The organism is Sphingobium cloacae, assembly GCF_002355855.1.
GTDB lineage: Bacteria > Pseudomonadota > Alphaproteobacteria > Sphingomonadales > Sphingomonadaceae > Sphingobium > Sphingobium cloacae.
The window spans coordinates 528,410-554,699 of the sequence record NZ_AP017655.1 but is presented as its reverse complement, the minus strand read 5'-3'; the positions used below and the strand labels follow the sequence as shown (position 1 = coordinate 554,699).

Below are 26,290 nucleotides of genomic sequence, written 5' to 3'. Positions count from 1 at the left end.
CGATTCCCAAGCGGTTGTCAGGCCACGAACACCAGGATCATGGCGATGACGAACGCCAGCAGACCCAGAAGTTCGGCCGCGGCGAAACCGATGAACAGGCGGCCCTGCTGACCGTCGGCGGCACCGGGGTTGCGCAGCGCGCCTTCGAGGAACGAGGCGAAGACATTGCCCACACCGAGCGAGGCAAGACCCGCACCGATAGCGGCCAGACCAGCACCGAGCAGCTTCGCGGCTTCTGCGTCCATGTTGTAAACTCCTTTTCTAAACTCTTTTAAGCGTTGAACAAATTCTACGAAATCAGTGCAGGTTCTCGGCGTCGTTGATGTAGACCGAGGTCAACAGCGCGAACACATAGGCCTGGATCACCGCGACCAGCACTTCCAGCGCGCTGATGCCGATCATCAGGATGAAGCTGGCCGAACCGACCGTCAGGCCGTAGCCGATGCCCGCATTCGAACTGTTGATGACGAACCCCGCCAGCACCTTCAGCAGGACGTGGCCCGCCGTCATGGCGACGAACAGTCGCAGCCCCAGGCTGAACGGGCGCACCATGAAGGACACCAGTTCGATGGGGAAGATGACCGGGATCATCGGCAGCGGCGTGCCGTGCGGCACGAACAGCGAGAAGAAGTGCAGGCCATGCTTCCAGAAACCGACGATCAGCACGATCGAGAAGCTGAGGATGGCGAGCACGCCGGTCGCCGTGAAATGGCTGGTGAAGGTAAAGGGGTGCAGGCCGATGAGGCCCAGCGGCAGCAGGCCGAGCAGGTTCGCCAGCAGGATGAACATGAACAGCGAAAAGACGTAGGGAATATATTTCTTCCCGCCTTCGCCCACATTGGCCACCAGCAGGCTCTTGATGAAGCCGGTCATATATTCGACCGCCATCTGCCAGCGGCCGGGGACCAGTTCGCGCTTCATGCCGCCGACGACGAAAATCCACAGCACCACGGCGGCGGCCACCATATAGAGCGCGCTGTTGGTGAAGGCGATGTTGAAACCGCCGATGGACAGGTGATCGGTCCCGAACAGCGGTTCGATCGCAAACTGGTGCATCGGATCGATTTTGCCGGATTCTGCCACTTTGACCCCTGCGTGCCTTGCCTTCGGACTAAGACAAAAGCGTCCCTTACTGATCGGGACGCTTCGTCGTCGTCAATCTGATGATGTTCCTGAATGCCACCACGATCCCGAGACCGAGGAACACGAGCAGGAGCCATGGGGACGTGCCGATCAGCCAGTCGAGGACTCCGCCGATCACCGCGCCGCCGGCAAGACCACCGATCAGTTCCGCGAGAACCCTGTTGCCCAGCCGCGAGCCATCGTCAGGCTGCTGCTGAACCGTCCCCTGTCTGACCTTTTCGGCTTGTTCGGCCCGCGCGATCCTTTCCTCCAAAGAGGTGATCCGCGCGTCCTCCCCCGCCGGGTCCTGCCCGGGTGCGTCCGCAGCCATCGCCTATCCCCTTCGTCCGGATGGAACTTACAGGAAAGAGGCCATGAAGCGTGCGGCCGCACCCGTCAAGGCGCGGCCCGTTTAGAAAGGCGCTTCGGGATAGTCAACCGTGGATGGGAAGGAGATGTTTTTCCTGCCCCACCCCCGCGCCGCGCGCCGGAATGGCGCGTGGCGCGGGGGTGGGATCAGTTCGCCGTGGCGCAATAGGAGGGCAGCGCGATCGCCCCCGCGCCCTTGGTTTGCCACGCCCCGCCGCCGATGCGGTAGACCTGTCCCTGCTTCACCCGGTTGCTGAGCGTCTGGCATCCGGTGGCCGCCGCGACATCCTGAACCGTCACCCCGCGCTTGCCGGCGAGGTCGGTATAGGCGGCGCGGCGCTTGATATTGATCGATTCGACTTCGGCCCGGACATCCGCGCCGACCGAACCGGCGATGCCCAGATAGCCGTCGGCCTGTTCGCCGACCGTCCCCGCCGCCATCGCCGAAGCGACCGCGCCCGACTGCGCCCGGGCAGGCATGTTCATGGCGAGGCCCGTCGCCAAAGCGATCGCGGCGCCGGTGGCGATCATTGCAACCATGCGTGTCATTGCGGGAACAACTCCGGATTGTTCTGGATCAGATCCTGCGCGTCGCGTTGCAGTTTCACAACGACTTCCTGCTGGATCTTCACGTTGAGGTTGATTTCGATAGGCTTTTCGGGGGCCTTCACCTGAATGCAGCCCCCCAGGGCCAGGCTGGCGATCGTCGCCGTCATGAGTGTCGTTTTCGTCATTTCCGCTCCCCGTGTGACATAGTGTCGCTTGCCGCAGGCTGAACCGCAACCCCTTCCCGCATCTTTTGCTGCACTTCGTCGCCGACGCTGTTCTGAAGCAGGGCGTTGGGATTGACGAGCGACTGGGCCGTGCCCATCAGGCCCCGGAAAGGCGCGGCGATCCGCACGTTGAAGATGAACGGCAGGCCGATGAAGCTGCGCGCGATGCCCTCCGGCGCGTCGCCCAGCTTGCCGCGGTTGACGCCGTTGAAGACCACGTTCGTCACCATCTCGCCGTCCAGCGCGCCATCGAGCAGGATGGTAAGGCATTTATATTGGAGGTCCTTCAGCGCGTCGAAGGCCATCTTGCCCATGACGCCCAGCTGCTCGTTCGACACCGGGCCGACATAGGACAGGACGCCGGACTGGCGCGCGGGGTCGCAGGGGATGCTGGGCAGGACGCCTTCGGGCATCATCAGGGGCGGCATGCCCTGCTGCCGCGCGACCAGCACGCCGCCCGACACCCGCCCGCCCCTGGCGTTGAAGATGAGCGGCATGATGCCGTCGAACGTGCCGGTGGCCGAGACATTCTCCAGCTCCATCGCCTGGATGAAGGCCCCGGCGTCCAGCCCCAGCACGCGGAAGGTCATGTAGCGGTCGACATCGGCGCTGAAATCCATGGTGGTGGGCAGCAGGACCAGCTGACCGCCGGCGAAGGGCCATCCGCCGCCTTCGATATGGACATGCTGATCGGGTTCGAGGCGGTAACGGACCACGCCGTCGCGCACCTCGACGCCGGGATTGACGGATTTGATCCGCACCTCCTGCCCCGGCGCGCTTACCAGCCCCAGAAGGTCGGTGAAGCGCAGTTCGCCCGACAGGCCCTGCACCGGGCCGAACGCGGCGGCGAGATCGGCATTGTCGGTGCGGAAAACGCCGTCGCTGGTAACGGCCGAATCGCTCCAGCGGATATGTCCTTCGCCGCTGATCCGGGCCGCGACATTGGCGACGACGCCCAGCGTCAGTCCGGTCAGGTCGTCGGGTTGCAGGCCGGGGTCGAACACAAGGCCGGGCACGGAGAGGACCGCATGGCCCTTCGCGCTGTTGAGGTCGTGCGCGATGTCGGCCCGCGCCACCAGGGCGCCGTTGCGCGGGGCGCGCAGGTTGCCCGTCGCGGCGATGCGTCCGTCCTTCATGGTAAGGGTGAAGTCCGGCACGTCGAGCGGGTTGAAGCGCGGCTTGTCCTGGGCGTCGCGCACGGACAGGGCGGCCTTGAAGGTCAGGACGCCATCGGCGAAACGCCAGTCGCCCCGGCCCTTTTCGACGATGAGCGGGACGGCGCCGATCCGGCCCCCGGCATCCTCGGCCCTGCCGGCGAAGCCCCGTCCGGACATGCGCCCGTCCAGCTTCGCCGCGGCCAGCCGCACCGGCGCGTCCTGCGGTCCGACGGTGAAGGCGGCGTTGGCGAGCTGGAACCCGGTCTGGCCGAGCACGAACCGCGCCTCATCCGCTTGCAGGCGCATGGGGCTGCTCCCGCTGCGTCCGTCGATCGCGACGTTGCGGACGGACACGCCGCCGCGCAGGCCGCCGCCCGCGCCCATGGCCAGCATCGGCCCGCCCGGCAGGGGGCAAAGCGTCTGCCGCGTCCGGCCCAGCGCGAATCCGCCATAGCGCGCCTCGGTCAGCGACAGGGGGATGCAACGGGGGTTGATGGAGAGCGCGCCGTTGGACGCCAACACGCCTTCCACGGGCGTGGAGAGGCCCTTGATCCCGCCGTCGGGCAAAGGACCGTCGAGTCGCATGACGGTCGAGAATCGGGTCTGTCCTTCCGGCCCGGCGGCGAATCGCACCGGCTCCAGCGACAGGGACGCGCCCGCCGCCTTGTAGGGATCGACGAACCATTGCCCGCCAAAGCCGCCGCCGGGCCGCTTCGCAAGCCGCAGCGCCGAGCGCGGCAGGCCGCCGCCGTCGGTGGTCACCGCGCCATCGAGCGCCCAGTCCACGCCCGCGCCCTTCCGGCCCGGCCAGGATAGCGTGAAGCGGCCGTCCTGCGACAGGTCGACGCGCGCGCCACTGCGCGCGGAGAAATGCGTGTCGTTGAGGACGATGCTGCCCGCCCCTTTCCGCTGGACGAGAGCCAGCCGCGCGTGGAGGAGGTTGTCCTCCCCCGCGCGTTTCAGGGCGTCGGCCAGCCGCGCGCCCAGAGGGCCGACCGGCGAACCGGCGGTCGATTCGCGCAGGGACGCCAGAGGATCGCGGCCCAACGCGCGGATATGGCGGGCCGAAAGATCGCCCTGGAAATTCGCGCCATCGGCCCCGGCGTTCCAAGTGCCCTTCAGCACCGTCTGCCCGGCCATGGCGGGCCCGGCCGAAAAGGCGCGCGCGGCGACGCGCGCCTGTCCGCCGGTGCCCCTGGCGGTCCCGTCGAAGCCGATCCGCGCCGAGGGCGACGCCAGCACGATCCCGTTGGACTTGAGCGCTTCTCCGCCAAGCTGCGCCGTTCCGGTCCAGCGGTCCAGCGCCTTGCCGAGCGTGAGGTCGATATTCGCGACCGGGCGCGCCATCGCCGTGGCCGCACCCCGGCAGGCGATCGCCTTGCCCCGCAGCGGCCCGGAAAGACGCGGCTGCCCCGCGTTCATGCGGATATCGAGCCATGCCGATCCGCCCGCCAGCCCGCAATCGGCCAGCCGCGCGCGGGGCATGACGGCGGCGAGCTTGCCGCGAAAGCCGGACTGGAGATGGCCCTGCCCGTCGATCCGCATCCCCACCGCCCCGGCATCGGTATCGAGGCGAACCCGCGCGTCGTTCAGCGCCAGGACGATATCGGGGAGGCTGAACGGCGCGGTCGAGGCCGGATCGCGGAACTTGTCGAGCTCGCCCAGATCGAGGACGCCGTCATGCAGCGAAGCGCGCATCCGGACCCCGCCCGCGCGCACGGCCGCCGCCTGCGGCGTCACCCCCGCAAAGGCGATGTCGACTTCCACCCAGCGCGCCGTGAAGTCGGGATCGGCCGGATCGCCCAGCGAGATATTCTCGATCCGCTGCGTCCGAAGGCCGATACGCGCCAGTTCGTAACGCGCCTCGACGCCGCGCCGGTTGAGTTCGCGGCTGATGAAATTTTCAGCGATCGGCGCGCGCTGCGTCCACAGCGCGACCAGCACCAGCGCGAGCAGCCCGATGCCCGCGCCCAGCCAGCGCAACCAGTTCCGGCGAACCTTCATGTCGCCGTCTTCCTCTTCCATCCGTCTGGTCAACCCCCGGCTTTCGAACAGCATCCGTCATCTGTAACGCCTGCATAACGTCCCAGACAGACTAAATATCCTTGCCCCGAAAATCCCCAGCGCATAGGCCCCCTACATGATGGGGACAGGGAAGATCGGCGAAAATGGCAAGCAAGGCCGGCCATGACGGAACGGGGCATCGCGCCCGGCTGCGGCAGAAACTGGCGGATAGCGGCGGCGATGCGCTGCATGACCATGAACTGATCGAATATCTGCTGGCCCTGGCCATCCCGCGCCGCGACACCAAGCCGCTGGCAAAGGCGCTGCTGCGGGAGTTCGGCGGGATCGGCGCATTGATGACCGCCGACTGGCAGGCCATCGCCCGCGTCCCCGGCATGGGCGACACCAGCATCGCCGCCATCAAGATCGTCCATGCGACGCTGCTGCGGATGCTGCGGAACGAGGTGGCGGAAAAGCCCGTCCTGGCAAGCTGGCAGGCGCTGCTCGACTATCTGCGCGCGGACATGGCCTATCTGGGGGTGGAGCGGGTGCGGGTGCTGCACCTCAACAGCCGCAACATGCTGATCCGCGACGAGCATATGGGCGACGGCTCCATCGACCAGGCCGCCATCTACACGCGCGAGGTGATCCGCCGGGCCATCGACCTGGGGTCGGCCGCGCTGATACTGGTGCACAACCATCCCAGCGGATCGCCCGAGCCCAGCCGGCAGGACATAGAGGTCACGCGGCAGCTCGTCGAAGCGGGCAGGCGGCTCAATATCTCCGTCCACGACCATATCATCATCGGATCGCACGGCCATAGCAGCATGCGGGCCAAGGGGTTGCTGTAGGGCGACGGATTACGGTCCCGCGATGGCTGGATTCGGCCAAGAGCGGACATCCAATCTCCGTTCGGGCTGAGCTTGCCGAAGCCCTCCACTGGGCGGAGCAAAGTGGCCTCCCTACGGTCGGCCGTGCCCTTCGACTTCGCTCAGGGCGAACGGAATGAAGAAAGCGGACTGTCGCCAATCCACCCTTGACGGACAAAAATTTCAGAGTCCGAAGCTGACCGACAGGAATTCCGGGACGGGTCCGTTCCAGCCCTCGTCCGGGCCTTCGTCCACAGGTTCGGGGCGGCGGGGGCGGGACGGTTCCCTGGCCGGCGCGGGTTCGGGACGGCGGGCGGGTTTCCTGTCTTCGCTCTTGCGGTCATCGCTCTTGCGGTCGGGGCCTTTCCGATCCCGGCCGCGCGGTTTTTCCTCGCGACGCTCTTCCTGCTGCTCCGCCTGCGCGGCGGGCGCGCCGATCGTCTCGATCTTCTGGCCGATCAGCTTCTGGATATTGTCGATCGCCTCCGCATCCTCGGCGGTGACGAAGGTGTAGGCGACGCCCTTCGCGCCCGCCCGGCCGGTGCGCCCGATCCGGTGCACATAGTCGTCGGGATGCCATGGCGCGTCGAAGTTGAACACATGGCTGACGCCCTTGATGTCCAGCCCGCGCGCGGCCACGTCGGAGGCGACGAGGATGTTCACGTCGCCGGTGCGGAAACGCTCCAGCTCGGCGATGCGCGCCGACTGGTCGATGTCGCCATGAATCTCGCCCGAACGGAAGCCGTGGCGCTGGAGGCTCTTGTTGAGGTCGCGCACCGTGGTCTTGCGATTGCAGAAGATGACCGCGCTCGTGACATCCTCCGCCGCCAGCATCTTGCGGAGCACGTCGCGCTTCTTGCGCGAATCGACCTTCACCAGATGCTGCGCGATGTTGGTGGAGGCGGTCGCGGGGCGCGCCACCTCGATCGACTTGGGGTTGGAGAGGAAGCGGTCGGCCAGCTTCTTGATCGGCGCGGGCATGGTCGCGGAGAACAATAATGTCTGCCGCTGCGCCGGGAGCTTGGTGCAGATTTCCTCGATGTCGGGGATGAAGCCCATGTCGAGCATCCGGTCCGCCTCGTCGATGACCAGCATCGAACAGCCGTTCAGCAATATCTTGCCGCGCTGGAACAGGTCCATCAGACGGCCCGGCGTGGCGATCAACACGTCAACGCCCTTTTCCAGCGCCTTCACCTGATCGCCCATCTGCACGCCGCCGATCAGCAGCGCCATGGAAAGCTTGTGATATTTGCCGTATTTCTCGAAATTCTCCGCCACCTGCGCGGCGAGTTCGCGGGTCGGCTCCAGGATCAGGCTGCGCGGCATCAGCGCGCGGGCGCGGCCATGGGCGAGGATGTCGATCATCGGCAGCACGAAGCTCGCCGTCTTGCCCGTGCCGGTCTGGGCGATGCCGATGATGTCCTTCATCATCAGCACGGGTGGAATGGCCTGCGCCTGAATCGGCGTGGGCGTGTCGTAACCGGACTCGGCCACGGCCTTGAGCAATTCGTCGGAAAGGCCGAGATCGGCAAAAGTCATTCAAGCGGTCCGATGCAGGAAAATGAAGCGCCGCGAAAATGCGGCATAAATCGCGCGCGCCTTGCGTAAATATTGGCGTCTTGTCAAGAAAATCGCGCATCGCCGGGCTGTTTGCGCCCCGCCCCGCCTTCCCGGTTCAGTCGTCCGCGTCCTGCGCGACCAGCCGCCTGAAGCCGTCGATGCCGCAGCTGAGGCCACTGCGCGCCTGCAACTCGTCCCGGCCCGAACAGAGCGACCCGTCCTCGTGCGGCTCGACATAGAAACCGGAATAGAAGCCCGTGGCGTCGCATCCCCGCTCCAGCCGCGCCCGATAGCGATGATCGTCCGCCAGAATGAGGTCGACCCCGTTGGCGACCACGATGCTGGCCGACCGAATCGACTGGAGCGCGATGCAGCGGGGGCCTTTCTTTTCCCGCCACGCATCCTTGGCCTGGGGCGCGATTCGCACGGGCGCCTTGCCCTTGCGCGCCATGGGCACGCGAATGATGACGCGCCGCTCGATGGTCAACTGCGCCCATTGCGTCGATGCATCGGCCGGCGCGACCAGCAGCAGCAGAAGGGAATGAAACAAGCCGAACCCCTTTTTGGGAAAGCCATGCTATCGCTCACCGGTTGAACAACCGATGAACTCCGGGGCATAGGACAGTTTCCATGACGGGACAAAGCATCATCGACCGTTTTGCCGCCCTGCTCGGCCCCAGGGGCGTCATCACGGACAGGGACGACATCGCCCCATGGCTCACCGACTGGCGGGGCCGGTTCCATGGCGCGGCGGCGGCGATCCTCGCGCCCGCCTCCACGCAGGAGGTCGCCGCGGCGGTGGCGCTGGCGTCGGAACTGGGCGTTCCGCTGGTGCCGCAGGGCGGGAACACGTCGATGGTGGGGGGCGCGACGCCGCCCGCCGACGGCAGCGCGCTGATCCTTTCGCTTCGCCGCATGAACCGCATCCGCAGCCTGTCGCCCGACGATGATCTGGCGATCTGCGAGGCGGGCGTGATCCTCTCCCACCTGCACGAAGCAGCCGAGGTGGTGGGCCGCCGCTTCCCGCTCAGCCTCGGCGCGAAGGGGTCGGCGACCATCGGCGGCCTCGTCTCCACCAATGCGGGGGGGACGCAGGTGCTGCGCCACGGCACCATGCGCGCGCTGGTGGCGGGGATCGAGGCGGTGTTGCCCGACGGCAGCGTCTTCGAAGGGCTCGACGCCCTCAAGAAGGACAATCGCGGCTATGACCTCAGGCAATTGCTGATCGGCGCGGAAGGGACGCTGGGGATCGTCACCGCCGCATCGCTGCGCCTCGTCCCCGCCATCGCGGCGCGGGCGGTGGGCTGGGCCGGCGTCCGGTCGCCGGCGGACGCGCTTGCCCTACTGCGCCTGGCCGAGGCGCGGCTGGGCGACAGCGTGGAAGGGTTCGAGATCATCGCCGACGACGGCCTGGGCCATGTGCTGTCCCATATTCCCGGCGCGCGCTGCCCCATCGCCACCCGCGCGCCATGGCATGTGCTGATCGAAGTCGACCATGCCGACATGCGCGAGCCCGGTCCCGCCGAACGGCTGGAAGACGCCCTGGCGCAGGCATTGGAGCGCGGCATCGCGGTAGATGCCGCCGTCGCCGCCAACGAGGCGCAGGCGCAAGCCTTCTGGCGCATCCGCGAATCCCTGTCCGAAGCGGAACGCGCGCAAGGCCCCGCCCTGCAATATGACATCAGCGTGCCCGTCGCCCGGATGCCCGCCTTCATGGTCGAGGCGGCGGACGCGGCCGAGCGCGCCTTCCCCGGCACGACCGCCTCCTCCTTCGGCCATCTGGGCGACGGCAACGTGCATTTCCACGTCCGCGCGCCCAGGGGAACCGCGGATGGCCCGGCATGGATCGCCCGGCAGGGCCAGGCCATCAACGCCTTCGTCCATGACGCCGTGGTCGCGGCGGGCGGGTCGATCTCGGCCGAACATGGCATCGGGCAGATGAAGCGGGCCGAGCTGGGCCGCCTCTCCTCCCCGGCGCGGATCGCGGCGATGCGCGCCATCAAGGCCGCGCTCGACCCCAGGGGCATCATGAACCCGGACAAGCTCATCCCCCGCGCCGGCGAAGGCTGAAGACCGCGCATCGACAAAGCAATTGCCTCGCGCGGCCAAGGGCTCTACTGCGCTCAGCCAATATTGCAGCCCGGCGGCGCCTTTCCAACGGCCGCCTTTGAACGAATGGAACGCATATCATGGCAAGCGCACCGACCGGCCTTCCCATCTTCTACAACGACCTGCTGCCGCTCAGCAGCGCGGATCATGCCGATTACCGCAGCCGCGCGCTGGACGCCGCGCCGTTCCTGAAGGACCAGCATGCGGTGCCGCTCACCGTCGACGAATTCGTCGCCGCCCAGCGTTTCCTGCCGATCATCTTCTCGGCGGGCGAGGATTCGGTGCCGCTGGCGCTGATGGGCCTCAACGAAGGGGTCAACATCTTCCTCGACGAGGAAGGCAAGCTGCGCGGCCCGGCTTATGTTCCCGCCTATGTCCGCCGCTATCCCTGGATGCTGGCCAAGCTGCGCCCGGACAGCGACGAGCTTTCGCTCTGCTTCGACCCCACCAGCGAGGCGCTGGGCGCGTTCGAGGACGGGCAGCCGCTGTTCGAGGAGGGCAAACCCTCCGAACTGACGCAGGGCGTGCTCAAATTCTGCGAGGATTTCGAGCAGGCGGCGGCGCGCACCGGCCAGTTCGTCCGCGAGCTTCAGGAACTGGACCTGTTGATGGACGGCGAAGTCGCCATCCAGGTGCCCGGCAGCGACCAGCCCTTCATCTATCGCGGCTTCCGCATGGTGAATGAGGAAAAGCTGCGCGACCTGCGCGGCGACCAGCTCCGCAAGATCAACCAGAGCGGCATGCTTCCGCTGATCCACTCCCACCTCTTCTCGCTGCAACTGATGCGCGAGATTTTCGAGGCGCAGGTCCAGCAGGGCAAGGGCCCGATCGCGGGCGCCGACGTGCCGCAGGCCGCGAACGCCTGAAAAGGCGTCCGCAAGGACCGCGACAAATAATTGATAGGAGGGGCGTTGCATTCCTCTTGAAAGAAAACGCAACGTCCCCTATCTTCGAAACATACGGCCACCTGCCCCCCTTTCGGGTGCGTCGTATGGGCGCCTCCCCCTTTGGAGGCGTCTCCTCCCTGAACCTGGCCACCCCGTGCGAATCGCATGGGGTGGTTTTTTATGTGCCGGGAAGGAACGATCGCGGCGGTTTCGCTTGACGCGGGCCGGCCGCGCGCTTAATCGCCACCGCCTGCCGATCGCCCACATGCGATCATGGCCCCTTCGTCTAGCGGTCAGGACGCGGCCCTCTCACGGCTGAAACACGGGTTCGATTCCCGTAGGGGTCACCAGCTAAGTAGTTGATATTGTTAGGGGGAATCGCGAAAATGCGGTTTCCGTGGCACTTTCGTGGCACATTTGGCGTTTTTCGAGGCCACCCCAGCCCCCGTTCCAGGCTCTTTTAGATCACCTCAATAGCTGCCCAGTAGACGAGGGATTCGTTCGCGGCAGCCGCCACCGACAGGCAAGCCCTCCCCACAGACCAGCCAGACATCCGCGTCAGGAACCGTAGATCTGATTGAGCTTGGCTGCTTCGCGGCCATAGTCCGCGTGATCGATCCATTTCGAGTAGTGCCGGAACAGCATTGCCGCGCTCTTGTGGCCAAGCTGGCGGGCGATATAGGCCGGGTTCACCCCGCCCATCAGCGCCGTCGTCGCGTAAGTGTGGCGCGTTTGATAGGCATCACGGCTGCGGATGCCGAGCGCACGCAGTGCGGGATGGAAATAGAGCTTCCGCTGATCCTGCACGTCCGGCCACGGCGTGTTTGTGACCGGGTTGATGAAGATCGGCGAATCGAGCCCCCGCATGAAGCTGTGCGCCTTCTGGCGTCTAAGCACGGCCATCATTCGCGGAGTAAGATCGACGTCGCGCACGGTCCTGGTCTTGGTCGATTTCTCCACGGCCCGGACGCGGGCACGCTCGACCCGGATGGACTGGCGCTTCCAGTCGACGTCGCGCCACTGGACGACGATCTGTTCGCTGGGACGCATGCCGGTCCCGAAGGCGAACTCATACCAGTTCCAGACCTGCTCGTCGTAACGCTCGTGCATATAGGTGAGGATGCGTTCGGTCTCTTCCCGGTCGAACGGGTCCGGCTCGCGTTTCTGATGCTTCTGGCTCTTGATCCGTTCCAGCGGCGAGCGGTCGATCAGCTCGTCGTCGAGAGCCATCTCGAAGATGCCGCGCAGCGGAATGACGTTGTTGTTGATCGTCTTGCCGCTGACCTGCTTCGCCCGGTCGGCGATGACCTTCTTGATCTCGCTCGGCTTGATGCTCTTGAGTTGCCGCTCACCGAAAGCCGGCGACCAGACATTATTGATCGCCGACACATAGTCGGACATCGTCGATTTCTCGACTACGAGCGTTGCGAGCCACTCTTTCGCATAAGTCTTGAAGCCCGCGTATTTGTTCCGGTCGGGTTTGGCATCACCCTTGGGAAACGTGCTTTCATAATCGAAGACGCCGAGATCGATTTCCTGATGGACACGGGCCATCAAGCGCTCGGCCGCCTTGATGTTAGCGGATGTGGGTTGGAGCTGGAGCGTTTCGCGATAGAGCCGCCCGTTCCAGCGGAAGCGGACGCGAATGCAGCTTTTCAGCGGCTCGACGCCAGTCCCTGGCCGTTTTCTACCCATTTGTGGAAGCCTTCGAGGTCGATGCAGATGCTGCCATCGGGAGCGCGGCGATATTCGCGGCCCTGAATCCACACGCCGTCGGCGATCTTTCGATAGACCGCTTTCTCGGTGTAGCCGGTCAGCTCGGCGAAGCGCTTGATGCGCACGTAGCGCGCGCCCGTCATGACAGTGCTCCGGTTGAGGAAAGGAAACCACGGACAGCCAACCGTCCGCTGCTTCCTCTCTCCTCCCGCTCCCTTCCCTTCCGGCCGATCTGCGATGACCGCATGGCCGGCCGACCAGGACGGGCAGGCGCTCGCGAACGTGGGTCTGGATAATCCTCGCAGAAATGGCGCATGGATCGCTGGCCTGTTGGGCAGCGCAAGCAGGCCATGACGCGACGTCAGTCTAGCATTTCGATCCTGGTCCTAAAAAGAGGCCAAGATCGCATATTTGGGCAACCCACTGCCTAATCTCGTGCTTTCGCCTGTCAGCCTATTGGCGTTGTCGCGCCTTGGAAGAGACTCGCAGCGTTCCACTCGCCGTTGTTGATGGCCTCGAAGAATGGGACAAATGATCGGGACGCATGGCGGCCTGCCGCGCGCGATCGCGGGCGCGCTGATTGACAGGAGGGGGTGGAGCCTCGATCGTCTCGGCGTCATCGTCAACATGACCGGTCCGCTCGCCGGCATGGCCTCCGCAATGCTCACCGGGTGGCTGGCCAACAGGCTCGGTCGGCGGCGGATACTTCTTGTCGCAGCGGCCGTTCAGCTTCTAGCCGTTTTCGCCGTGGCGGCAGCGGTCATGGCGACGGCAATCCCTGCCGCTGCCGTCGCCGCATGTGCAGTCGGTTATTTTCTCCTCTACACGCCCGCCGCAACCGCCCTCGCCGTCGTCATGATGGACCGCACCGCCGGTGAGGCGCCGGCCACGGACTATTGTCAGGATGTTTGCCGGGCGCGCGCCGCGATACGCTTGCGGGCCATGCCGATATGCTTAACCGGCGGAGCGTCGATGCCGCGTTCTTCGTTGGACCGATGATCGACGCGGACATCATAGCCGAGCGCCGCGAACTTATCGTTCAGCATCATCGCCCAGGCCGCGCGGATTTCGAGCAGCTTCACGCGGCTGTTCCATTCGCGCGGTTTCCGGCCGAACATGCCGTCGACAATCGGACGGGTCGGTATCAGCACATAGCCATGGTGGCGCTTGCCTCTGGGCGTATCGCCCATTTCGATCAGTGTCAGGTCGGCGGCAAAACCCGCGATGCAAAATATCTCGCTGGCGAAACGCTGCAGAACCGCGATCGACGCCGGCAGGTCCAGTTCATCGGGCAGCGCCACGTCGAACTGACGGCCAAGCTGCGCATCCTTGCGGATTTCGGCGGCTTCGAGCGCGTTCCAGAAACACTCGCGATCCTCCCACTGCGCGGGGCCCCCGGACGGCAGTATCAGCGCAGACCAGGCAACCGCCCGCTTGTTCACGAAATTGGAAAACCGGCCGTAGCGCTCATCGTACAGGCGGCAGCTGTTTTGCCATGCCGCGGCCGCGACGATACTGCGTCCGGCGCCGCGGCTGATGATATTCACATGGAAATGAAAGATCGCCATCTTTTCCGCCTGTCCCAGCGTCACGCCCGAACCGGACCGTCAATTTTCATGACTGGTCCTTCCCGCCGTCCCGCTACCATTCGGGTGAGAGGTCCTGTTTCAGCCCGGCGATCACCGCATCCGAGATCGCCTCAATGCATGTGCGTTCGATGCTGGCCAGGTCACCGTGGATCAGTTGCCGCGGGAACCGCATGCGTTGGCCCGCATAGAGGACAGGCAGCGCGATATGCGCGGTCGATGCACCGAGCCGGAGCAGTGCGATCAGATGATCCTCCAGCCTAATCCCCGGATCGCCGGACTCGATCGCGCGATACCAGCGCAGGCTTCCGCCCATTTCGGTGGCGACCTCCAGCTGCGTCAAACCGAGCGCCTTTCGCGCCTGCCTGATCTTCTCGCCGGAGAGCTTCTTGAGTTCCTTGAAGATCGACAGGTCGACGTCGGCGAATTTTCCATCGGATGCCATATGTCCTTCCTCCCCGGTTCGGCCCGTCGGGCTCTGTGGGTAATCCGGCAAAGGTAGGATCGTGGAGTAACCAGCATCAAGAATAGATGCCGATGATTTTAGAGGAATATCTCTGCCCATTTATAGCGGATGCGCGACCATATTTATGTTTCGACGCACAATGAGCAGTTAATTTCCATTTTCCTCCAAATCGGATCATTCAGGAACTTTATTGCCGAACCGGCACCAGATCAGTCCATGTGATCCCGAAAGCGAATTTATAAGGCTAAGTTCGCATATTTACGGCTAATATCGCCATTTCAGGCACCCCACTGCCGGGGCCTGTTGCAATCCTCTTCGTTTCAAATCACTCAGATCGTGTTGCGAGGGTTCAAGTCGAATCGGACCTGATACTTCGGACCATTAAGTATTCATCAACCATGGCGCGGGGCGCCAACATGGAGTCGTGCATGATGCCGATTGCCAAAGCGATGACGGCTGCCCTGGGCACACTGATCGTCACGACGACAGCCTGTGCCGGACCCGGCGGACATGGCCGACAGACAGTTATCGCGCCGGTGGCCGAGCAGCCGCGCATCGTGGTGGCGACGGTCGATGGGTTCGTTCTGCGCGCCGCCGTGACGAACCGGATGGAGTCGATGCCCGCACCCGTCACTGCCGAGCACATCCCGGTGGGGTCGGGCACGCATGTCGATGCGCGCCTGCTCTCCCGCCCTGCCAGCACTCTTCAGGAGAGATCGCATGCACATCCATAAGCCCACCCGCCTGTTTGGTGCGGCAGCCCTCGTCCTCCCCTTGTTGCTCGCTGCTCAAGGCGCAGCGTTCGCGCAAGCCGCCGATCCGCTTACCGCCGCCGCGCGCGATGCCGAAAGCGAGTTGCGGCAGACCTTCGTCAATCTGCAATTCGAGGATTTCGGGCCGGCGCCCGTCAAGGGCCCGATCTATCAGGCGACGGCGGGCGGCCGCATCATCTACTATGCGCCTGACAGCGAACATCTGTTGTTCGCGGAAATCTACGACCGCAACGGCCAGAACCTCACCGCGCTGGCGCAGAACGCCGCTTCAGCGAAGAAACTCGCCGGGATCGACACCGGCATGGCCCTCGCCATCGGTCCGGCGGGCGCGCCCACGGTGATTGAGTTCACCGATCCCGACTGTCCCTACTGCCGGGCGCTCGACCGCTTCTGGGCGGCGAAAGCGGCCGAAGGCAAGCCGGTGCGGCGCCTGATCTTCTTCGTCTCCGGCATCCACGCCGAGGCCGCCGCCAAGGCCGAGCATGTCCTTTGCTCCCCGGACAAGGAAGCGGCGTTCAAGGCGATCTACGCCGGAACCGCGCCCACGCCTTTGCGCACATGCGCGGAAGGCAAGGCCAGGGTCGAGGCGCATGCCGGAATCGTCGGCAAGACCGGCATCACCGGCACGCCGACCCTGATCGCGGACGGACAGATGATTTCCGGTTTCCGGCAGGCCGAGATCGAGGCGTTCCTCGACGGTAAGAAGGCGCTCGCCAATGCCGGCCGCTGATCGCCTTCCGGCTCCTCACATCGCGAACGCGCGGTGCATCGGCTCTGCCGCTGCCGCGCAAATCCCAATGCCGGCGGCGGGACCCGAACCGGGCCGTCCAGCCTCGCCGTCGGCCGACAGCGATCCTCATCGATGCCGGCAAGCAGTCCCCGGAGCGGCCCATCTTCCCTGGAGCAAGTGCATGTTGAAAACACTCGGCAGACAATCCGCCTCAATCGCCAATGTCGGCATTCCCGTAACCCTGCTCGCGCTGCTCGGGGCCGGTGGGGCTCACGCCTTCTCGGCGCCGGCGGCCGGCGACCTCGGCTACGACATCTACGATATCGTGGTCAATCAAGGGGTCAAAGGCCCGCTCGGCTTCGTCGGCGGCGTCGCGGCCTTCCTGTTCGGCGTGAGCAGGCTCTTCTCGAACATCATGATCGGCATCCCGACCATCGTGGCGGCCGTCTGCCTGATCAAGGCGGACTCGATCCTCCAGACATTCGGAATGGTCATCTGACGGATTGGTCCGCCGCCGCGCCTGGGCGCGGTCGGCGGACCTCAACGGGCCAGGGCGCATGAGGCGCACTGGCGGGACAACCCCCGAAGTTCAACCAGCTTCGCAGGGAGGTCACGACGCAAGGAGGAGAAGGCTCGTGGACGAGCGGCTACCCCAATATCTGCACAAACCCGTCCAGATCCTGTGGTTCGGATCGGACGAGTTCGTGCTCGTGATCACGGTGATCTTCGTCGCCGTGATCGTGGGCGGGATGCTCGGTTGGGCGCTCGTCGCGGGTCTTCTCCTTTTCGTTCCCTGGCTCCGCACCAAGCCGCGCGGCTTCATCCCGCACATGGCCTGGCGCTGGGGCCTGGTCCGCTGGTCCAACTATCCGGGTCCGACCCAGACTCGGTTCTACGAATGAGGCGGGCCATGTTCGGACGCAAATCCCCCGGCACACCCCCACGCGATCCGCTGATCGGCAAGCCGGGCAGCTATGGCATCCACCGCTACCTGCAAGGGGCGAGCAACCTGTTCGAGGAGAACCGGCTGTTGAAGCTCGCCGTCATCGGCCTGTTCGGGATCACGGCGGTGCTGGGCACGGTGATCTACACCTCCAACCAGAACACCCGGACGATCATCGTCCCCTACGGCGCGGGCGGCGACCTCTATGTCACGGGCGGCGAGCCGTCCGAGGCCTATCTGCGCTCGATCACGCGCAATGTCGTGTCGCTCTCGGGCACCTACTCCGCCTACTCCGCGGATCGGCAGTTCCAGGAACTGCTGAGCATCACGCACCCCTCGACCTACAACAGCCTGCGCGACAGCCTCAACCGGCTGCTCGACGAACTGGCCAATAATCCGACGCTCTCGATCGCGACCTATATCCGCCCCGACCAGCCCGTCACCTGGACCCGGACCGAGATTCTCGTGCCGGTCGAGAAGGTCCGGGTGATCGGCGGGGTGATCCGCAAGTTCCGGGGCAATCTTCGGATCCGTTACGTGATCGACAATGGCCGCTTCTGGCTGACCGCCCTCAATGAGGAAAATTTCGATGTCCAGCCTCGCTAAGTCCGCGCGGCCGAGCCTGATGCTGCTCGCCCTGTCGCTTGCCGCTCCGGCCGCCGCGCAATCCATCATGGTTCTGCCCGACCAGACCAGCACGATCCGCCTGTCAAACCGCGACATCAACCATGTCATCTGTTCGGGCGGAGAAATCGAGGACGTCAGGTTCAGCGCCGAAAAGGCGATCGCCGTGGAGCGCGCCGGTTCCGACGCCTGGATCAAGTTCCTCGTTCGCGAGATCGACGACGCCGGGATGGTGACGCGCAGCTTCGTCACCGTGCCGTCTGAGTTCTTCATCACCTGCAACGGCGCGGTCTATGCGCTCTATGCCGAGCCGTCGGATATTCCGGCGCAGACGGTGATGCTCCAGCCCGGCGCTCCCCAGCGCGCCCGCGCCAATGAGGAACTGCTAGGACCCCTGGTCGAAGAAGAGCGTGCAGTCTCGATCACGCTCTCGATGCTCCAGGACCGGATCCCGGCGAGCTTCACCAGCGTTGCGCCCCGATCCGGGCCGATCCGGCTCGCGACGCTGCCGGGCGCCACGCTGGAGGAACGACGCCGCATCGAAATCGACGGGTCCGGCCTCTCGGCATCGGAATATCTGGTCTCTGCCGCCGGCGGCGCGCAGCTCGACGAACGCGGTTTTCTCGACGGCGCGCTCGGCGCCAACATCTTCGCGATCACCCTCGACCGGGGCAATATCGAGGCCGGGGAAGCCGCGCGGCTGATCGTCGTTCGCCGGGGAGCCGGGCAATGAGCGGCGGGGACTCTCGCGGCGGTCGCGGGCCCCGCGGGCGCGGTCCTGCCGATCGCGCGGAGGAACTCGACCTCGACGGCTATGAGGCGGACCGCCCTCGTCCTGGCGAGAATACGCGCGGCCCCGCGCTGCTCGATCTCAAGACGCGGTGGCAAACGCTGACCGCACGCCAGCAGCTGCGTTTGAGGCAGCTTGGCGTTGCCGGTGCGATCGGCGTGCTGGGGCTCGGCCTCTACACGGCCAGCGGCGACAAGACCGAGCAGGCCGCGCCATCGCCCAGTTCGAAGCTCGACATGGGCGCGGGGCTTCGCGGCGACAGCCTAGAGGTCAAGCTGCGCGGCGACCTGCAGAAGATTCTTGATGGACAGCAATTGCTCGGCGATCGCGTCTCCGCCATCGAGGAAGGCAAGGTCGCGCCCGGTTCCGGCACGCCGCCCCATGCGCTGGACGGCGATCTTCCTCCGGCGATCCCCGGCTCGGTTCCCGACTTTCCCGAACCGCCCGCGACCGGTGACATCGATCCTTCCGTCGCGAAGCCGCCCGCGCCGCCCGCCGCGCCGCCAGCGCCTCCGGCCCCGCCGGTCGAGAAGACCGTGGGCGCGATCGGCGCCGCGACCAGTCCGGTCGCGGCCGCCGATGGGGCACAGGCCGCTAAAAAAAAGACGCGGACCATCTATTTGCCACCTGGTTTCATGAAGGCGCGGCTGCTGACCGGGATCGATGCGCTGGCGAGCCGGGATGCGACCAACAATCCCGAACCGTTGATCGCGCGGGTGCAAGCCCCCGCCGTCCTGCCCAATGACGTCAAAGCCAACCTCGCCGGCTGCTTCGTCATCGGCAACGCCACCGGCAGCCTCGCGAAGGAACGGGTCGAAGTCCAGTTGGTCAGCCTCTCTTGCGTCGATTTCGACGAACGCTCGGTGGTCGACCAGCCCATCAAGGGCTTCTTCGTCGACGCCGACGGCAAGAAGGGCCTCTCCGGCAAGGTCGTCACCCGCGCCGGCGCGGCCCTTGCCCGCGCGTTCATCGCCGGGACCATCACCGGGGTCGCCGATACGGTCCAGAATACGGTCGGCGACGTCTCGACCTCGGCGCTGGGTTCGGTGCGCACGCTCGATGCGGGCGACGCCGCCAAGGCCGGCATCGCCGGCGGCCTGTCGCGATCGTCCGAGAAGCTCACCGATTTCTATCTCGATCTCGCGCGCCAGGCGGGGCCGATCGTTGAGGTCGGCGCGGCGAAGGACGTCGTGGTCGTGATCCAGGAGGGCGTCACCCTCGATATCAAGCCGACCGCCGGAAGCAAGTTCTGATGCGCCGGCTCCTCATCCAACAGGGAGTATCGCCCATGCGGCCTCTATCGCCCGCGCGCCGATCGCGCGCCCTCTCCCCGCTTCTTCCGGTCTGCGCCGCCTTCATGCTGAGCGGCTGCGCGACGATGGGCTCGATCATGTCGCCCTATAGCGAGAAGTTCAGTTGCAAGAACGACGATCACGGCCAGTGCATCCACCCTGAGAAGGCCTATGCCGATGCCGTTGCGGGCGTCGCGTCGAAGTCCGATCCGGCGGTCACCAGGGACAGGAAGTTGCTCAGGGACGGCAAGGCCGCGCGCGGTTCCACTGGAACAACGTCGGGCGCCTTCGCCGGTTATCGCGATAGCGTCTATCGCGAGCTCCAGGGGCTGATCGAGCAGCCGGTCACGCCGATGCTCAAGCCCCCGCGTTCGGTCCGGACGCTGATCCTGCCCTATGCCGACCGCCAGCGGCCCGACCGGCTCTACATGCCGCGCTATGTCTATTCGCTGGTCGAGCGCCCGCAATGGGTGGTCGGCGACTATCTTGTCGCCCCGGTTTCGCCCGCGTCCCGCGCGAACGTGCTCGAACAGGTCAGGGACCGCCCCGACGATGGCCAGAATGATGCGGGGGCCCGGCCATGACCAGCTATCAATCGGGCATGACGCTGGCGCGGCTGCGCCGCAGCGTCGAGCGCGACAGCTATTCCGATTTTCTTCCGCTCGCCGCCTGGGTCGAGGAAGAACAGGCCTTCCTCACCATCGACGATGGCTGGGGCTATAGCTGGGAGCTGATCCCCTCCCCCTACATGTTCGCCCATGTCCATGAGGCGCTGCTGGGGCTGCTCAACGTCAATTTTCCCGAAGGCACGATCCTCCAGCTCCAGAGTTTCGCCGACCCGCTGATCGACGATGCGCTCGACGCCTTTCTCGACCTCAAGACACGGCCCGATCCGCTCATCCAGGCCTCGGCCCGGCGCACCTTCGACTATCTGCGCGCCGGCACCATGGGCTTGAAGGCCCTGCATGGCATCCCGATCCGCGATTTCCGCGCATTCCTGTCGGTCAAGACGCGCGCGCCGATGGACAGCGACCTGCGCCGCCAGATCGAGGAGCAGCTCGCCAAGCTCGGCATCCGCCCGATGGCGCCGAGCGAGATCATCTCGCTCTACCGGCGCATTTTCAACGGCGTTCATGCGCCCGCGCCCGGCGTCTTCACCCAGACCGCCGACGTGCCGCTGCGCCGCCAGATCATCGATGCCGGGCCGGCGCTCCGCTTCGACGGGCCGGAAGTATATCTGGGCAACCAGGTGGCGCGCTGTCTGACGCCCAAGTCGCCGCCGCGGCGGATCACCGCCGAACGTGCCAATCGTCTCACCGGCGGCATGCGCGGGTCGTCCGAGGACAGCGACCAGATCGGCGGGCCGTTCCTCTATACGCTCAATGTCCTCTTCGATCACTCGGCCTTCGAGATCCACAAGCGCGCGCAGATTCTCTCGGCGCAGAAGGCGGCGGGGTCCTTCGCGGTCGAGGTCGGCAAGCAGATCGAAGAGATCGGGTGGATCCTGGACGAGGCCGGAAACACCCGGTTCGTCTCGGTAATCCCCACCATGTGGGTGTTCGGCCGCGACCGCCATCAGGCCCGCGAGATGGCGGCGCGCGCCAAGCGGCTGTGGGAGAGCGAACCGCTGCCGTGGATGGTCCAGGAGGAATCCTACCTCAACCCGATCCTGCTGGCCGCGAGCCTGCCCTTCGGCCTGTACCCCGAGCGACGCACGATCGGTATGCTGCAGCGCGATTTCCGCGTGCCGGTGCGCGCGGGCGTGCTGATGTCGCCGATCCAAACCGATTTCCGGGGCGGCGGGCGGCCGGCGCTGCTCTACACGGGCCGCAAGGGGCAGCTCATCACGCTCGACCTCTTCGATCCGCGTATCAACAACTACAACTTCATCGTCTCGGCGGAATCGGGCGCGGGCAAGAGCTTCCTGCTCAATAACCTGTGCCAGCAGTATTTCGCGCAGAACGCGCTCATCCGCATCATCGACATCGGCGGCAGCTACAAGAAGCTCTGCACGCTCTGCTCGGGCCGTTACATCGATCTGGGCGAAGAGCATCTCGTCCTCAATCCGTTCGACCTGGGGCTCGCTCTCGACGGCGACGATCGAGAGTCCGCGATCTCGATGGCGGTGTCGATCGTCGCGGAGATGGCCAACGCCGGGACGCGCAAGGGCGTCACCACGTCCGAATGGAACCTGCTCAAGTCCGCCGTGCAATGGGCGATCGAGAGCGGCCGCGCGGAAGCCGGGATCGATGCGGTGCGCGAATGGCTCGGCTCCTATCCGGCCAACACCGTCTCCGATCTCGACCGGGTCGACCACCTCGTGCCCACGGCGCGCGAATTGGCCTTCAACCTGCGTGATTTCGGGTCGGACGGAGCCTACGGCCATTATTTCAACGGTCCCAGCACGTTCGACATCTCGAACGATGAATTCGTGGTGCTCGAACTCGAGCGCCTGAAGGCCATGCCTGACCTGTTCAACGTGGTCGTCATGGTGGTGATCAACGCGGTAACGCAGGAACTCTACCTGTCCGCCCGTGATCGCCCCCGCTTCGTGCTGTGCGATGAAGCCGCGCAGTTCATGACCCGCGAAGAGGGCCAGGACCTGTCGCGCCTCGCCGAGGCGATCAGCCAGGGCTATCGCCGCGCCCGAAAATATCGCGGCAGCTTCGGCATCATTCTCCAGAGCATGAACGATCTGCTGCTGTTCGGCGGCACGGGACAGGTGATCCTGGAAAATGCCGCGACGCGCTTCCTCCTGCAGGGATCGACCTATGACAAGGCGGTCGAAAACAAGATCCTCGACTATTCGGGTTTCGTCCTCGACCTCCTGAAATCGGTCCGCAACAACAAACCGAACTATTCGGAAGTCTTCATCGACAGCCCGCTTGGCCTCGGCATCGCCCGGCTCGTCGTCGATCCGTTCAGCTACTGGATCAACACCTCCGCGCCCGAAGACGTGGCCGCGTTCGAGGCGCTGGTCCGCGCCGGACGCTCGCCGCTCGAAGCGGTGTGCGATCTCGCCGGCGTCGATCCCGCCGGGATAATCGGCACGTCCTTCGATGACGCAGCGCCGCTGAAGCGGAGCGCGCTGTCATGACGCGGCGCTCCCCCTCCCCCGACCAGTTGCCGCTCCGGCTCGTGGAGAGCCCGGATGAGGATATCGAGCGGATCATCGAGGCGCGCGTCGCCGCACGGGCGGAAGCCGACGCATTGCGCTGGCGCTTCCGCCTGGTGGTCATCGAATCCGTGATGATCGCATCGCTCGTGCTCGCGGCCGGGCTGGTGCTCGAACAGCCCGCTGGCATCGTTCTTCGCGGCGCGGCGATCGTTGGCGGCGGCTGTTTCCTGACCGGGCTCATCCTCATCGGCCTGACCGGGGCCGCGGGCCGCTTGCTCGCAAAACTCAGGAGGAAAAGATGATGCTGGACATACTCCCGCCCAGTGGCGGCAATGAGCGCCTGACCCTCGTCGTGCGCAGGCCGGACGAATCCCTTCACGACTACCTGGTCCGCTGCCAGTGGGAACTGGGCGACCGGGTCCGGTTCCTCGCGTCCGTTCGCGATGCGCAATGGACCATCCTAGAAAGCGAGCGCCAGCGCTGGCGGCGGCACGCTCTCCTGCTAACCTTCACCGGGCCGGTCATCACCGCCCTGGCCTATGCCGCTCTTGGCTTGTGCGGGGCCGCGGACAGCGTGCTGCCAGTGCCGCTCATGGCCGGGCTGATCGCCTGTGCCGGAATTGCCGGCGCCGCGCTGGCGATCGGCATCGCCCGCATCATCGACAGCATCCCGAATTGGCTGGTCACGCGGAGGGCACGGAGATGGGCATGAACGGCAGCTTCTCCGGCTCGCCCGACCCGTCGTCGATCCGGCCGCTGATCGGCGACATGATCCGTTGGCTTGCCCGACAGATCGACGGCGGGATCGACGAAATCCCTCCTCGTCCCGGAAAACGGCCGGAGAATCTTTTGATCCGTCCAGGGATGGCCCCGCGCCTGCCGGGCGAGACGCAGGAAGCCTACGTCGAACGCCTGCATCGCTCGAATGAAGCCGTGCTCCTGATCATGACCCGTTCCGCGCTTGCCATGGAATATACGTCCGGTCGGGACGAGAGGATCGCGGCTCTGCGCTTTCGGCAGATCGTGGGCCTCGAAGCGGCGGCGGCCTCGATCATCGTCGGCCTGTTCCTGCTCGTCCCGGAAATGCCCCTGTTCATGCGGGCGGCCATTCTTGTCCTGACGCCGATCGCGCTTGTGCGGGGAGGACTTTGGTTCCTGCACCGCGCGTCGAGGATGGCAAATGCCCTCGCCCGACATGCCGAAAGGTGGGGCCGATGAACGGCATCTTCTCCGGCGCGCCTTGTCCGTCATCCATTCGCCTGCTGGTCGGCACCCATCTGCTGTTGATCCTCCAGTCTTCGCTGGTGCTCTGGTCGGCCCCCGACCTCGGCGGCAGCCAGGCGCTGATCTGGCTCACGCTGTTCCTGGGCGTCACCGCGTTCATCTGCGCGGTCTGCGGCGAGAGTCGTACGCCTGCCGTTCCCTGGAGGGAGCGCCGCCGTGGTCGATAGACGTGTCCCCCAAGGCTGGCATGTCCTCGCCATCCAGTCCGCGCTCATCGCCGGGTGTCTGGCCGGCGCGCTGATCGTCGCGGGGGTGGCCCACGCCGAGACATCGACCATTGGTCGTACATGGCCGATCGCCGAGCCCGACGCGATGGCCGAGATCGAGGCGCGTGCCGCAAAGCAGCCGCCCAATATGGCCGAAAAGTTCGGGCCGCGTTCGGGCTGGAGCGCATTGAAAGGCGCGACGCTCGGTGTCGCGCGCCAGAACCAGGTTCGCAGCGTTGTGCCGTTCTACACGCTCGATCAGGAAATCCGGCTGCCGGACGGCAAGCTGCTCTATCCTGCGGGCTTCACCTTCAACCCGCTGACCTATGTGTCGCTGCCGCAGAAGCTGGTGGTCGTGCATCCCCGCGATCTGGGCTGGGCGCTGAAGACCGCCGCGCTCACCGACTGGATCATCCTCACCGGCGGTGGGGACGCAAAGGACGATGCGCTCTCGCTTGGCGAGAAGCACGGCCGTGCCCTCTTCATTCTCGAGGAGCGCGTGAAGGAGCGGTTGGGCCTCACCGTCGCGCCCGTGATCGTCCGGCAGGTCGGCCAGAAGCTGGAGCTGACAGAGGTGCGCGTCGATCGCGCTCCCGTACGAAAGGCCATCCCATGAGTCGGCTCATCTCGATGCTGCGCACCGGCGCGGCGGCCCTCGCTCTGGCGCTCGTCGCGCCCGCCACGCCTGCGCATGCCTCCAAATGCGAGGCGGGCACCGTGTTCAATCCGATCACCAAGGTGCGCTGGAACTGCATCTTCCCGATCACGATCGGGGGCGTGCGGGTGGGCTCCTACGATAAGCTCGACAAGGAACTGGACGCCCAGTCGGCCTCCAAACCGCTCTGCGCCTGCCGCAAGGGTGCGACCTTCTGGTTAGGGGTCAAGGTTTCGTTCTGGTCACCCAATCGCATGGTTGATGTCGTGACCGAGCCGGGCTGCATGATGGCGCTCGGTGTCGATCTCATGCCGACCGGTGGGAAATTGCAGGGCAGCCAGTCGTCGATCTCGGACGGCACCAACACCCGCAAGATGTTCGCGCAGGCGCATTATTACATCTCGCCGGTCTGGAAGATGCTCGACATGTTCACGGACCTGCCGTGCATCGAGGATGATGGCTTCGACGTCGCGATGATCACCGAGGTGCTGCCGACCTGGCAGTCGGGCACATTGGGCGCTATCATCCAGCCCGAAGGCATCCTGTTCGGCAATCCGGCGGCCGGCCTCGCCTGTATGGCCGACAGCGCCGCCGCAGCTGCTGGCAAGGTCATCGATCCCCTGTTCTGGTGCATGGGCTCCTGGGGCGCGACCTATCCGGTCGCCGGCGACATCCATTTCGGGGACAGCGTCGAGGCCTGGGCGGGTCTCGCCGCGCGCTCGACGTTCATGATGGGCAGGCTGGGCGCTCTCACGATCCACTCGGCGGACGGCTGCTCGTTCAAGCCGCAGCCGATCTGGACCAAGAGCCGCTACAAGATGCAGATCATGGAGCCGGTCAAGGGCGGCAAGTGCGTCAACATCGGCCGTCCCGGCGCGCTCTGGACATCGGGCAAGCACGCGCCGGGCAAGGACAATGCCCAATTCATGTTGTTCGAGAAGGCGATCTGCTGCGCGGGGATTTCCACGCCATGAGCAGATCGCTTCCCCCAAACCGTGCGTCTCGCGCGGGTAGCTGCCCCGCTCGTCACGGAACGCTCCCCACCGTGAGCGGGCGCGCGGAAGGAGCGGCGGTGTGCCTTTCAACCGCCGCTCCCCCCTCGGTCGGCGCGGCCGAAAGCCCCCCGCCGGGGCCGGCAATGCCCCCTCCCGCCGTATCTCCGGTGGCGGCCGCGCTGACCATTTTTGAGGGACAGGCCGTCTTCAGGATACTCTCGCCCGGATCCAGCGCGTTCCGGGCGGGAGACGTGCTGCGCTT

The 26,290-nt window shown here is 65.6% G+C and carries 30 protein-coding genes and 1 tRNA gene; 19 read left to right on the top strand and 12 right to left on the bottom strand.

The window, feature by feature from the left end; all coding sequences use genetic code 11:
- Window positions 1-17 precede the first annotated feature (17 nt).
- From SCLO_RS02855 to SCLO_RS02830, 6 genes are all read right to left on the bottom strand, one after another.
- Window positions 18-245 carry a F0F1 ATP synthase subunit C gene (locus SCLO_RS02855; RefSeq protein WP_021240110.1) on the bottom strand — a complete coding sequence of 76 codons (228 nt, stop codon included), beginning with the start codon at window positions 243-245 and terminating at the stop codon, window positions 18-20.
- 52 nt (window positions 246-297) lie between these two features.
- Entirely contained in the window at window positions 298-1,083 is a 786-nt protein-coding gene (locus SCLO_RS02850) for a F0F1 ATP synthase subunit A (RefSeq protein ID WP_066521803.1), read from the bottom strand.
- A 46-nt stretch (window positions 1,084-1,129) separates the two neighbouring features.
- A complete protein-coding gene (locus SCLO_RS02845; RefSeq protein ID WP_066521805.1) occupies window positions 1,130-1,453 on the bottom strand; it encodes an AtpZ/AtpI family protein in 324 nt (107 codons plus the stop codon).
- 185 nt (window positions 1,454-1,638) lie between these two features.
- Window positions 1,639-2,040 carry a YdbL family protein gene (locus tag SCLO_RS02840; RefSeq protein ID WP_066521807.1) on the bottom strand — a complete coding sequence of 134 codons (402 nt, stop codon included), beginning with the start codon at window positions 2,038-2,040 and terminating at the stop codon, window positions 1,639-1,641.
- A complete protein-coding gene (locus SCLO_RS02835; protein ID WP_231923328.1) occupies window positions 2,037-2,207 on the bottom strand; it encodes a YnbE family lipoprotein in 171 nt (56 codons plus the stop codon). The genes SCLO_RS02840 and SCLO_RS02835 overlap by 4 nt, the downstream gene beginning before the upstream one ends.
- 14 nt (window positions 2,208-2,221) lie before the next feature.
- Complete coding sequence (locus SCLO_RS02830) at window positions 2,222-5,446, bottom strand: intermembrane phospholipid transport protein YdbH family protein (RefSeq protein WP_066521827.1); 3,225 nt, start codon at window positions 5,444-5,446, stop codon at window positions 2,222-2,224.
- Window positions 5,447-5,589: 143 nt separating this feature from the next.
- Here SCLO_RS02830 and radC point away from each other — a divergent pair, with 143 nt between their 5' ends.
- Window positions 5,590-6,276: a RadC family protein gene (gene radC, locus SCLO_RS02825; RefSeq protein ID WP_066521812.1), complete on the top strand. Its 687-nt coding sequence runs from the start codon at window positions 5,590-5,592 to the stop codon at window positions 6,274-6,276.
- A 201-nt stretch (window positions 6,277-6,477) separates the two neighbouring features.
- Here the strand turns inward: radC and SCLO_RS02820 are convergent, their stop codons facing one another.
- The gene (locus SCLO_RS02820) at window positions 6,478-7,833 is read right to left on the bottom strand and encodes a DEAD/DEAH box helicase (RefSeq protein WP_066517224.1); all 1,356 of its coding nucleotides are present in this window, start codon (window positions 7,831-7,833) and stop codon (window positions 6,478-6,480) included.
- 136 nt (window positions 7,834-7,969) lie between these two features.
- The gene (locus SCLO_RS02815; RefSeq protein WP_066517225.1) at window positions 7,970-8,404 is read right to left on the bottom strand and encodes a hypothetical protein; all 435 of its coding nucleotides are present in this window, start codon (window positions 8,402-8,404) and stop codon (window positions 7,970-7,972) included.
- 80 nt (window positions 8,405-8,484) lie between these two features.
- Between SCLO_RS02815 and SCLO_RS02810 the strand changes: the two genes are divergently transcribed.
- The 3 genes from SCLO_RS02810 to SCLO_RS02800 all read left to right on the top strand — a co-directional run bounded on the left by SCLO_RS02810 (window position 8,485) and on the right by SCLO_RS02800 (window position 11,200).
- On the top strand, window positions 8,485-9,924 hold the full coding sequence (locus tag SCLO_RS02810) for an FAD-binding oxidoreductase (RefSeq protein ID WP_066517227.1): 1,440 nt from the start codon (window positions 8,485-8,487) through the stop codon (window positions 9,922-9,924).
- Between the two features lie 119 nt (window positions 9,925-10,043).
- A complete protein-coding gene (locus tag SCLO_RS02805; RefSeq protein WP_066517229.1) occupies window positions 10,044-10,829 on the top strand; it encodes a SapC family protein in 786 nt (261 codons plus the stop codon).
- Between the two features lie 296 nt (window positions 10,830-11,125).
- A tRNA-Glu gene (locus SCLO_RS02800) sits at window positions 11,126-11,200 on the top strand.
- Window positions 11,201-11,408: 208 nt separating this feature from the next.
- Here SCLO_RS02800 and SCLO_RS02795 read toward each other — a convergent pair.
- From SCLO_RS02795 to SCLO_RS02780, 4 genes are all read right to left on the bottom strand, one after another.
- Window positions 11,409-12,545 (bottom strand): Arm DNA-binding domain-containing protein, encoded by a 1,137-nt coding sequence (locus tag SCLO_RS02795; protein ID WP_021246312.1) that lies wholly within the window; start codon window positions 12,543-12,545, stop codon window positions 11,409-11,411.
- Entirely contained in the window at window positions 12,506-12,709 is a 204-nt protein-coding gene (locus tag SCLO_RS02790; protein ID WP_021246311.1) for an excisionase, read from the bottom strand. Before SCLO_RS02790 ends, SCLO_RS02795 begins: the two co-directional genes overlap by 40 nt.
- Before the next feature lie 756 nt (window positions 12,710-13,465).
- Window positions 13,466-14,134 (bottom strand): MobA/MobL family protein, encoded by a 669-nt coding sequence (locus tag SCLO_RS02785; RefSeq protein ID WP_021690788.1) that lies wholly within the window; start codon window positions 14,132-14,134, stop codon window positions 13,466-13,468.
- Window positions 14,135-14,207: 73 nt separating this feature from the next.
- Window positions 14,208-14,597 carry a helix-turn-helix domain-containing protein gene (locus tag SCLO_RS02780; RefSeq protein WP_021246309.1) on the bottom strand — a complete coding sequence of 130 codons (390 nt, stop codon included), beginning with the start codon at window positions 14,595-14,597 and terminating at the stop codon, window positions 14,208-14,210.
- 449 nt (window positions 14,598-15,046) lie between these two features.
- Here SCLO_RS02780 and SCLO_RS02775 point away from each other — a divergent pair, with 449 nt between their 5' ends.
- From SCLO_RS02775 to SCLO_RS02705, 15 genes are all read left to right on the top strand, one after another.
- Window positions 15,047-15,352 (top strand): DEAD/DEAH box helicase family protein, encoded by a 306-nt coding sequence (locus SCLO_RS02775; protein ID WP_037484342.1) that lies wholly within the window; start codon window positions 15,047-15,049, stop codon window positions 15,350-15,352.
- The gene (locus SCLO_RS02770; protein WP_021246307.1) at window positions 15,339-16,121 is read left to right on the top strand and encodes a DsbC family protein; all 783 of its coding nucleotides are present in this window, start codon (window positions 15,339-15,341) and stop codon (window positions 16,119-16,121) included. Before SCLO_RS02775 ends, SCLO_RS02770 begins: the two co-directional genes overlap by 14 nt.
- Before the next feature lie 181 nt (window positions 16,122-16,302).
- Window positions 16,303-16,620 carry a hypothetical protein gene (locus tag SCLO_RS02765; protein ID WP_013846818.1) on the top strand — a complete coding sequence of 106 codons (318 nt, stop codon included), beginning with the start codon at window positions 16,303-16,305 and terminating at the stop codon, window positions 16,618-16,620.
- A 136-nt stretch (window positions 16,621-16,756) separates the two neighbouring features.
- Complete coding sequence (locus SCLO_RS02760) at window positions 16,757-17,023, top strand: type IV conjugative transfer system protein TraL (RefSeq protein ID WP_013846819.1); 267 nt, start codon at window positions 16,757-16,759, stop codon at window positions 17,021-17,023.
- An 8-nt stretch (window positions 17,024-17,031) separates the two neighbouring features.
- Window positions 17,032-17,670, top strand: coding sequence for a TraE/TraK family type IV conjugative transfer system protein (locus tag SCLO_RS02755; RefSeq protein WP_021246306.1), 639 nt, complete (start codon window positions 17,032-17,034; stop codon window positions 17,668-17,670).
- Window positions 17,654-18,421 (top strand): type-F conjugative transfer system secretin TraK, encoded by a 768-nt coding sequence (locus SCLO_RS02750; protein WP_021246305.1) that lies wholly within the window; start codon window positions 17,654-17,656, stop codon window positions 18,419-18,421. The genes SCLO_RS02755 and SCLO_RS02750 overlap by 17 nt, the downstream gene beginning before the upstream one ends.
- The gene (locus SCLO_RS02745) at window positions 18,418-19,731 is read left to right on the top strand and encodes a TraB/VirB10 family protein (RefSeq protein ID WP_021246304.1); all 1,314 of its coding nucleotides are present in this window, start codon (window positions 18,418-18,420) and stop codon (window positions 19,729-19,731) included. The genes SCLO_RS02750 and SCLO_RS02745 overlap by 4 nt, the downstream gene beginning before the upstream one ends.
- Before the next feature lie 35 nt (window positions 19,732-19,766).
- On the top strand, window positions 19,767-20,354 hold the full coding sequence (locus tag SCLO_RS02740; RefSeq protein WP_031291881.1) for a TraV family lipoprotein: 588 nt from the start codon (window positions 19,767-19,769) through the stop codon (window positions 20,352-20,354).
- Window positions 20,351-22,867: a TraC family protein gene (locus SCLO_RS02735; protein WP_021246302.1), complete on the top strand. Its 2,517-nt coding sequence runs from the start codon at window positions 20,351-20,353 to the stop codon at window positions 22,865-22,867. Before SCLO_RS02740 ends, SCLO_RS02735 begins: the two co-directional genes overlap by 4 nt.
- Window positions 22,864-23,190 (top strand): hypothetical protein, encoded by a 327-nt coding sequence (locus SCLO_RS02730; protein WP_013846825.1) that lies wholly within the window; start codon window positions 22,864-22,866, stop codon window positions 23,188-23,190. The genes SCLO_RS02735 and SCLO_RS02730 overlap by 4 nt, the downstream gene beginning before the upstream one ends.
- Complete coding sequence (locus tag SCLO_RS02725; protein ID WP_021246300.1) at window positions 23,187-23,600, top strand: hypothetical protein; 414 nt, start codon at window positions 23,187-23,189, stop codon at window positions 23,598-23,600. The genes SCLO_RS02730 and SCLO_RS02725 overlap by 4 nt, the downstream gene beginning before the upstream one ends.
- Complete coding sequence (locus tag SCLO_RS02720) at window positions 23,597-24,106, top strand: hypothetical protein (RefSeq protein ID WP_037484338.1); 510 nt, start codon at window positions 23,597-23,599, stop codon at window positions 24,104-24,106. Before SCLO_RS02725 ends, SCLO_RS02720 begins: the two co-directional genes overlap by 4 nt.
- Window positions 24,103-24,339: a hypothetical protein gene (locus SCLO_RS02715; protein WP_021246298.1), complete on the top strand. Its 237-nt coding sequence runs from the start codon at window positions 24,103-24,105 to the stop codon at window positions 24,337-24,339. The genes SCLO_RS02720 and SCLO_RS02715 overlap by 4 nt, the downstream gene beginning before the upstream one ends.
- Window positions 24,329-24,994 (top strand): conjugal transfer protein TraW, encoded by a 666-nt coding sequence (locus SCLO_RS02710; protein ID WP_021246297.1) that lies wholly within the window; start codon window positions 24,329-24,331, stop codon window positions 24,992-24,994. The genes SCLO_RS02715 and SCLO_RS02710 overlap by 11 nt, the downstream gene beginning before the upstream one ends.
- On the top strand, window positions 24,991-26,007 hold the full coding sequence (locus SCLO_RS02705; protein WP_021246296.1) for a TraU family protein: 1,017 nt from the start codon (window positions 24,991-24,993) through the stop codon (window positions 26,005-26,007). Before SCLO_RS02710 ends, SCLO_RS02705 begins: the two co-directional genes overlap by 4 nt.
- Window positions 26,008-26,290 lie beyond the last annotated feature (283 nt).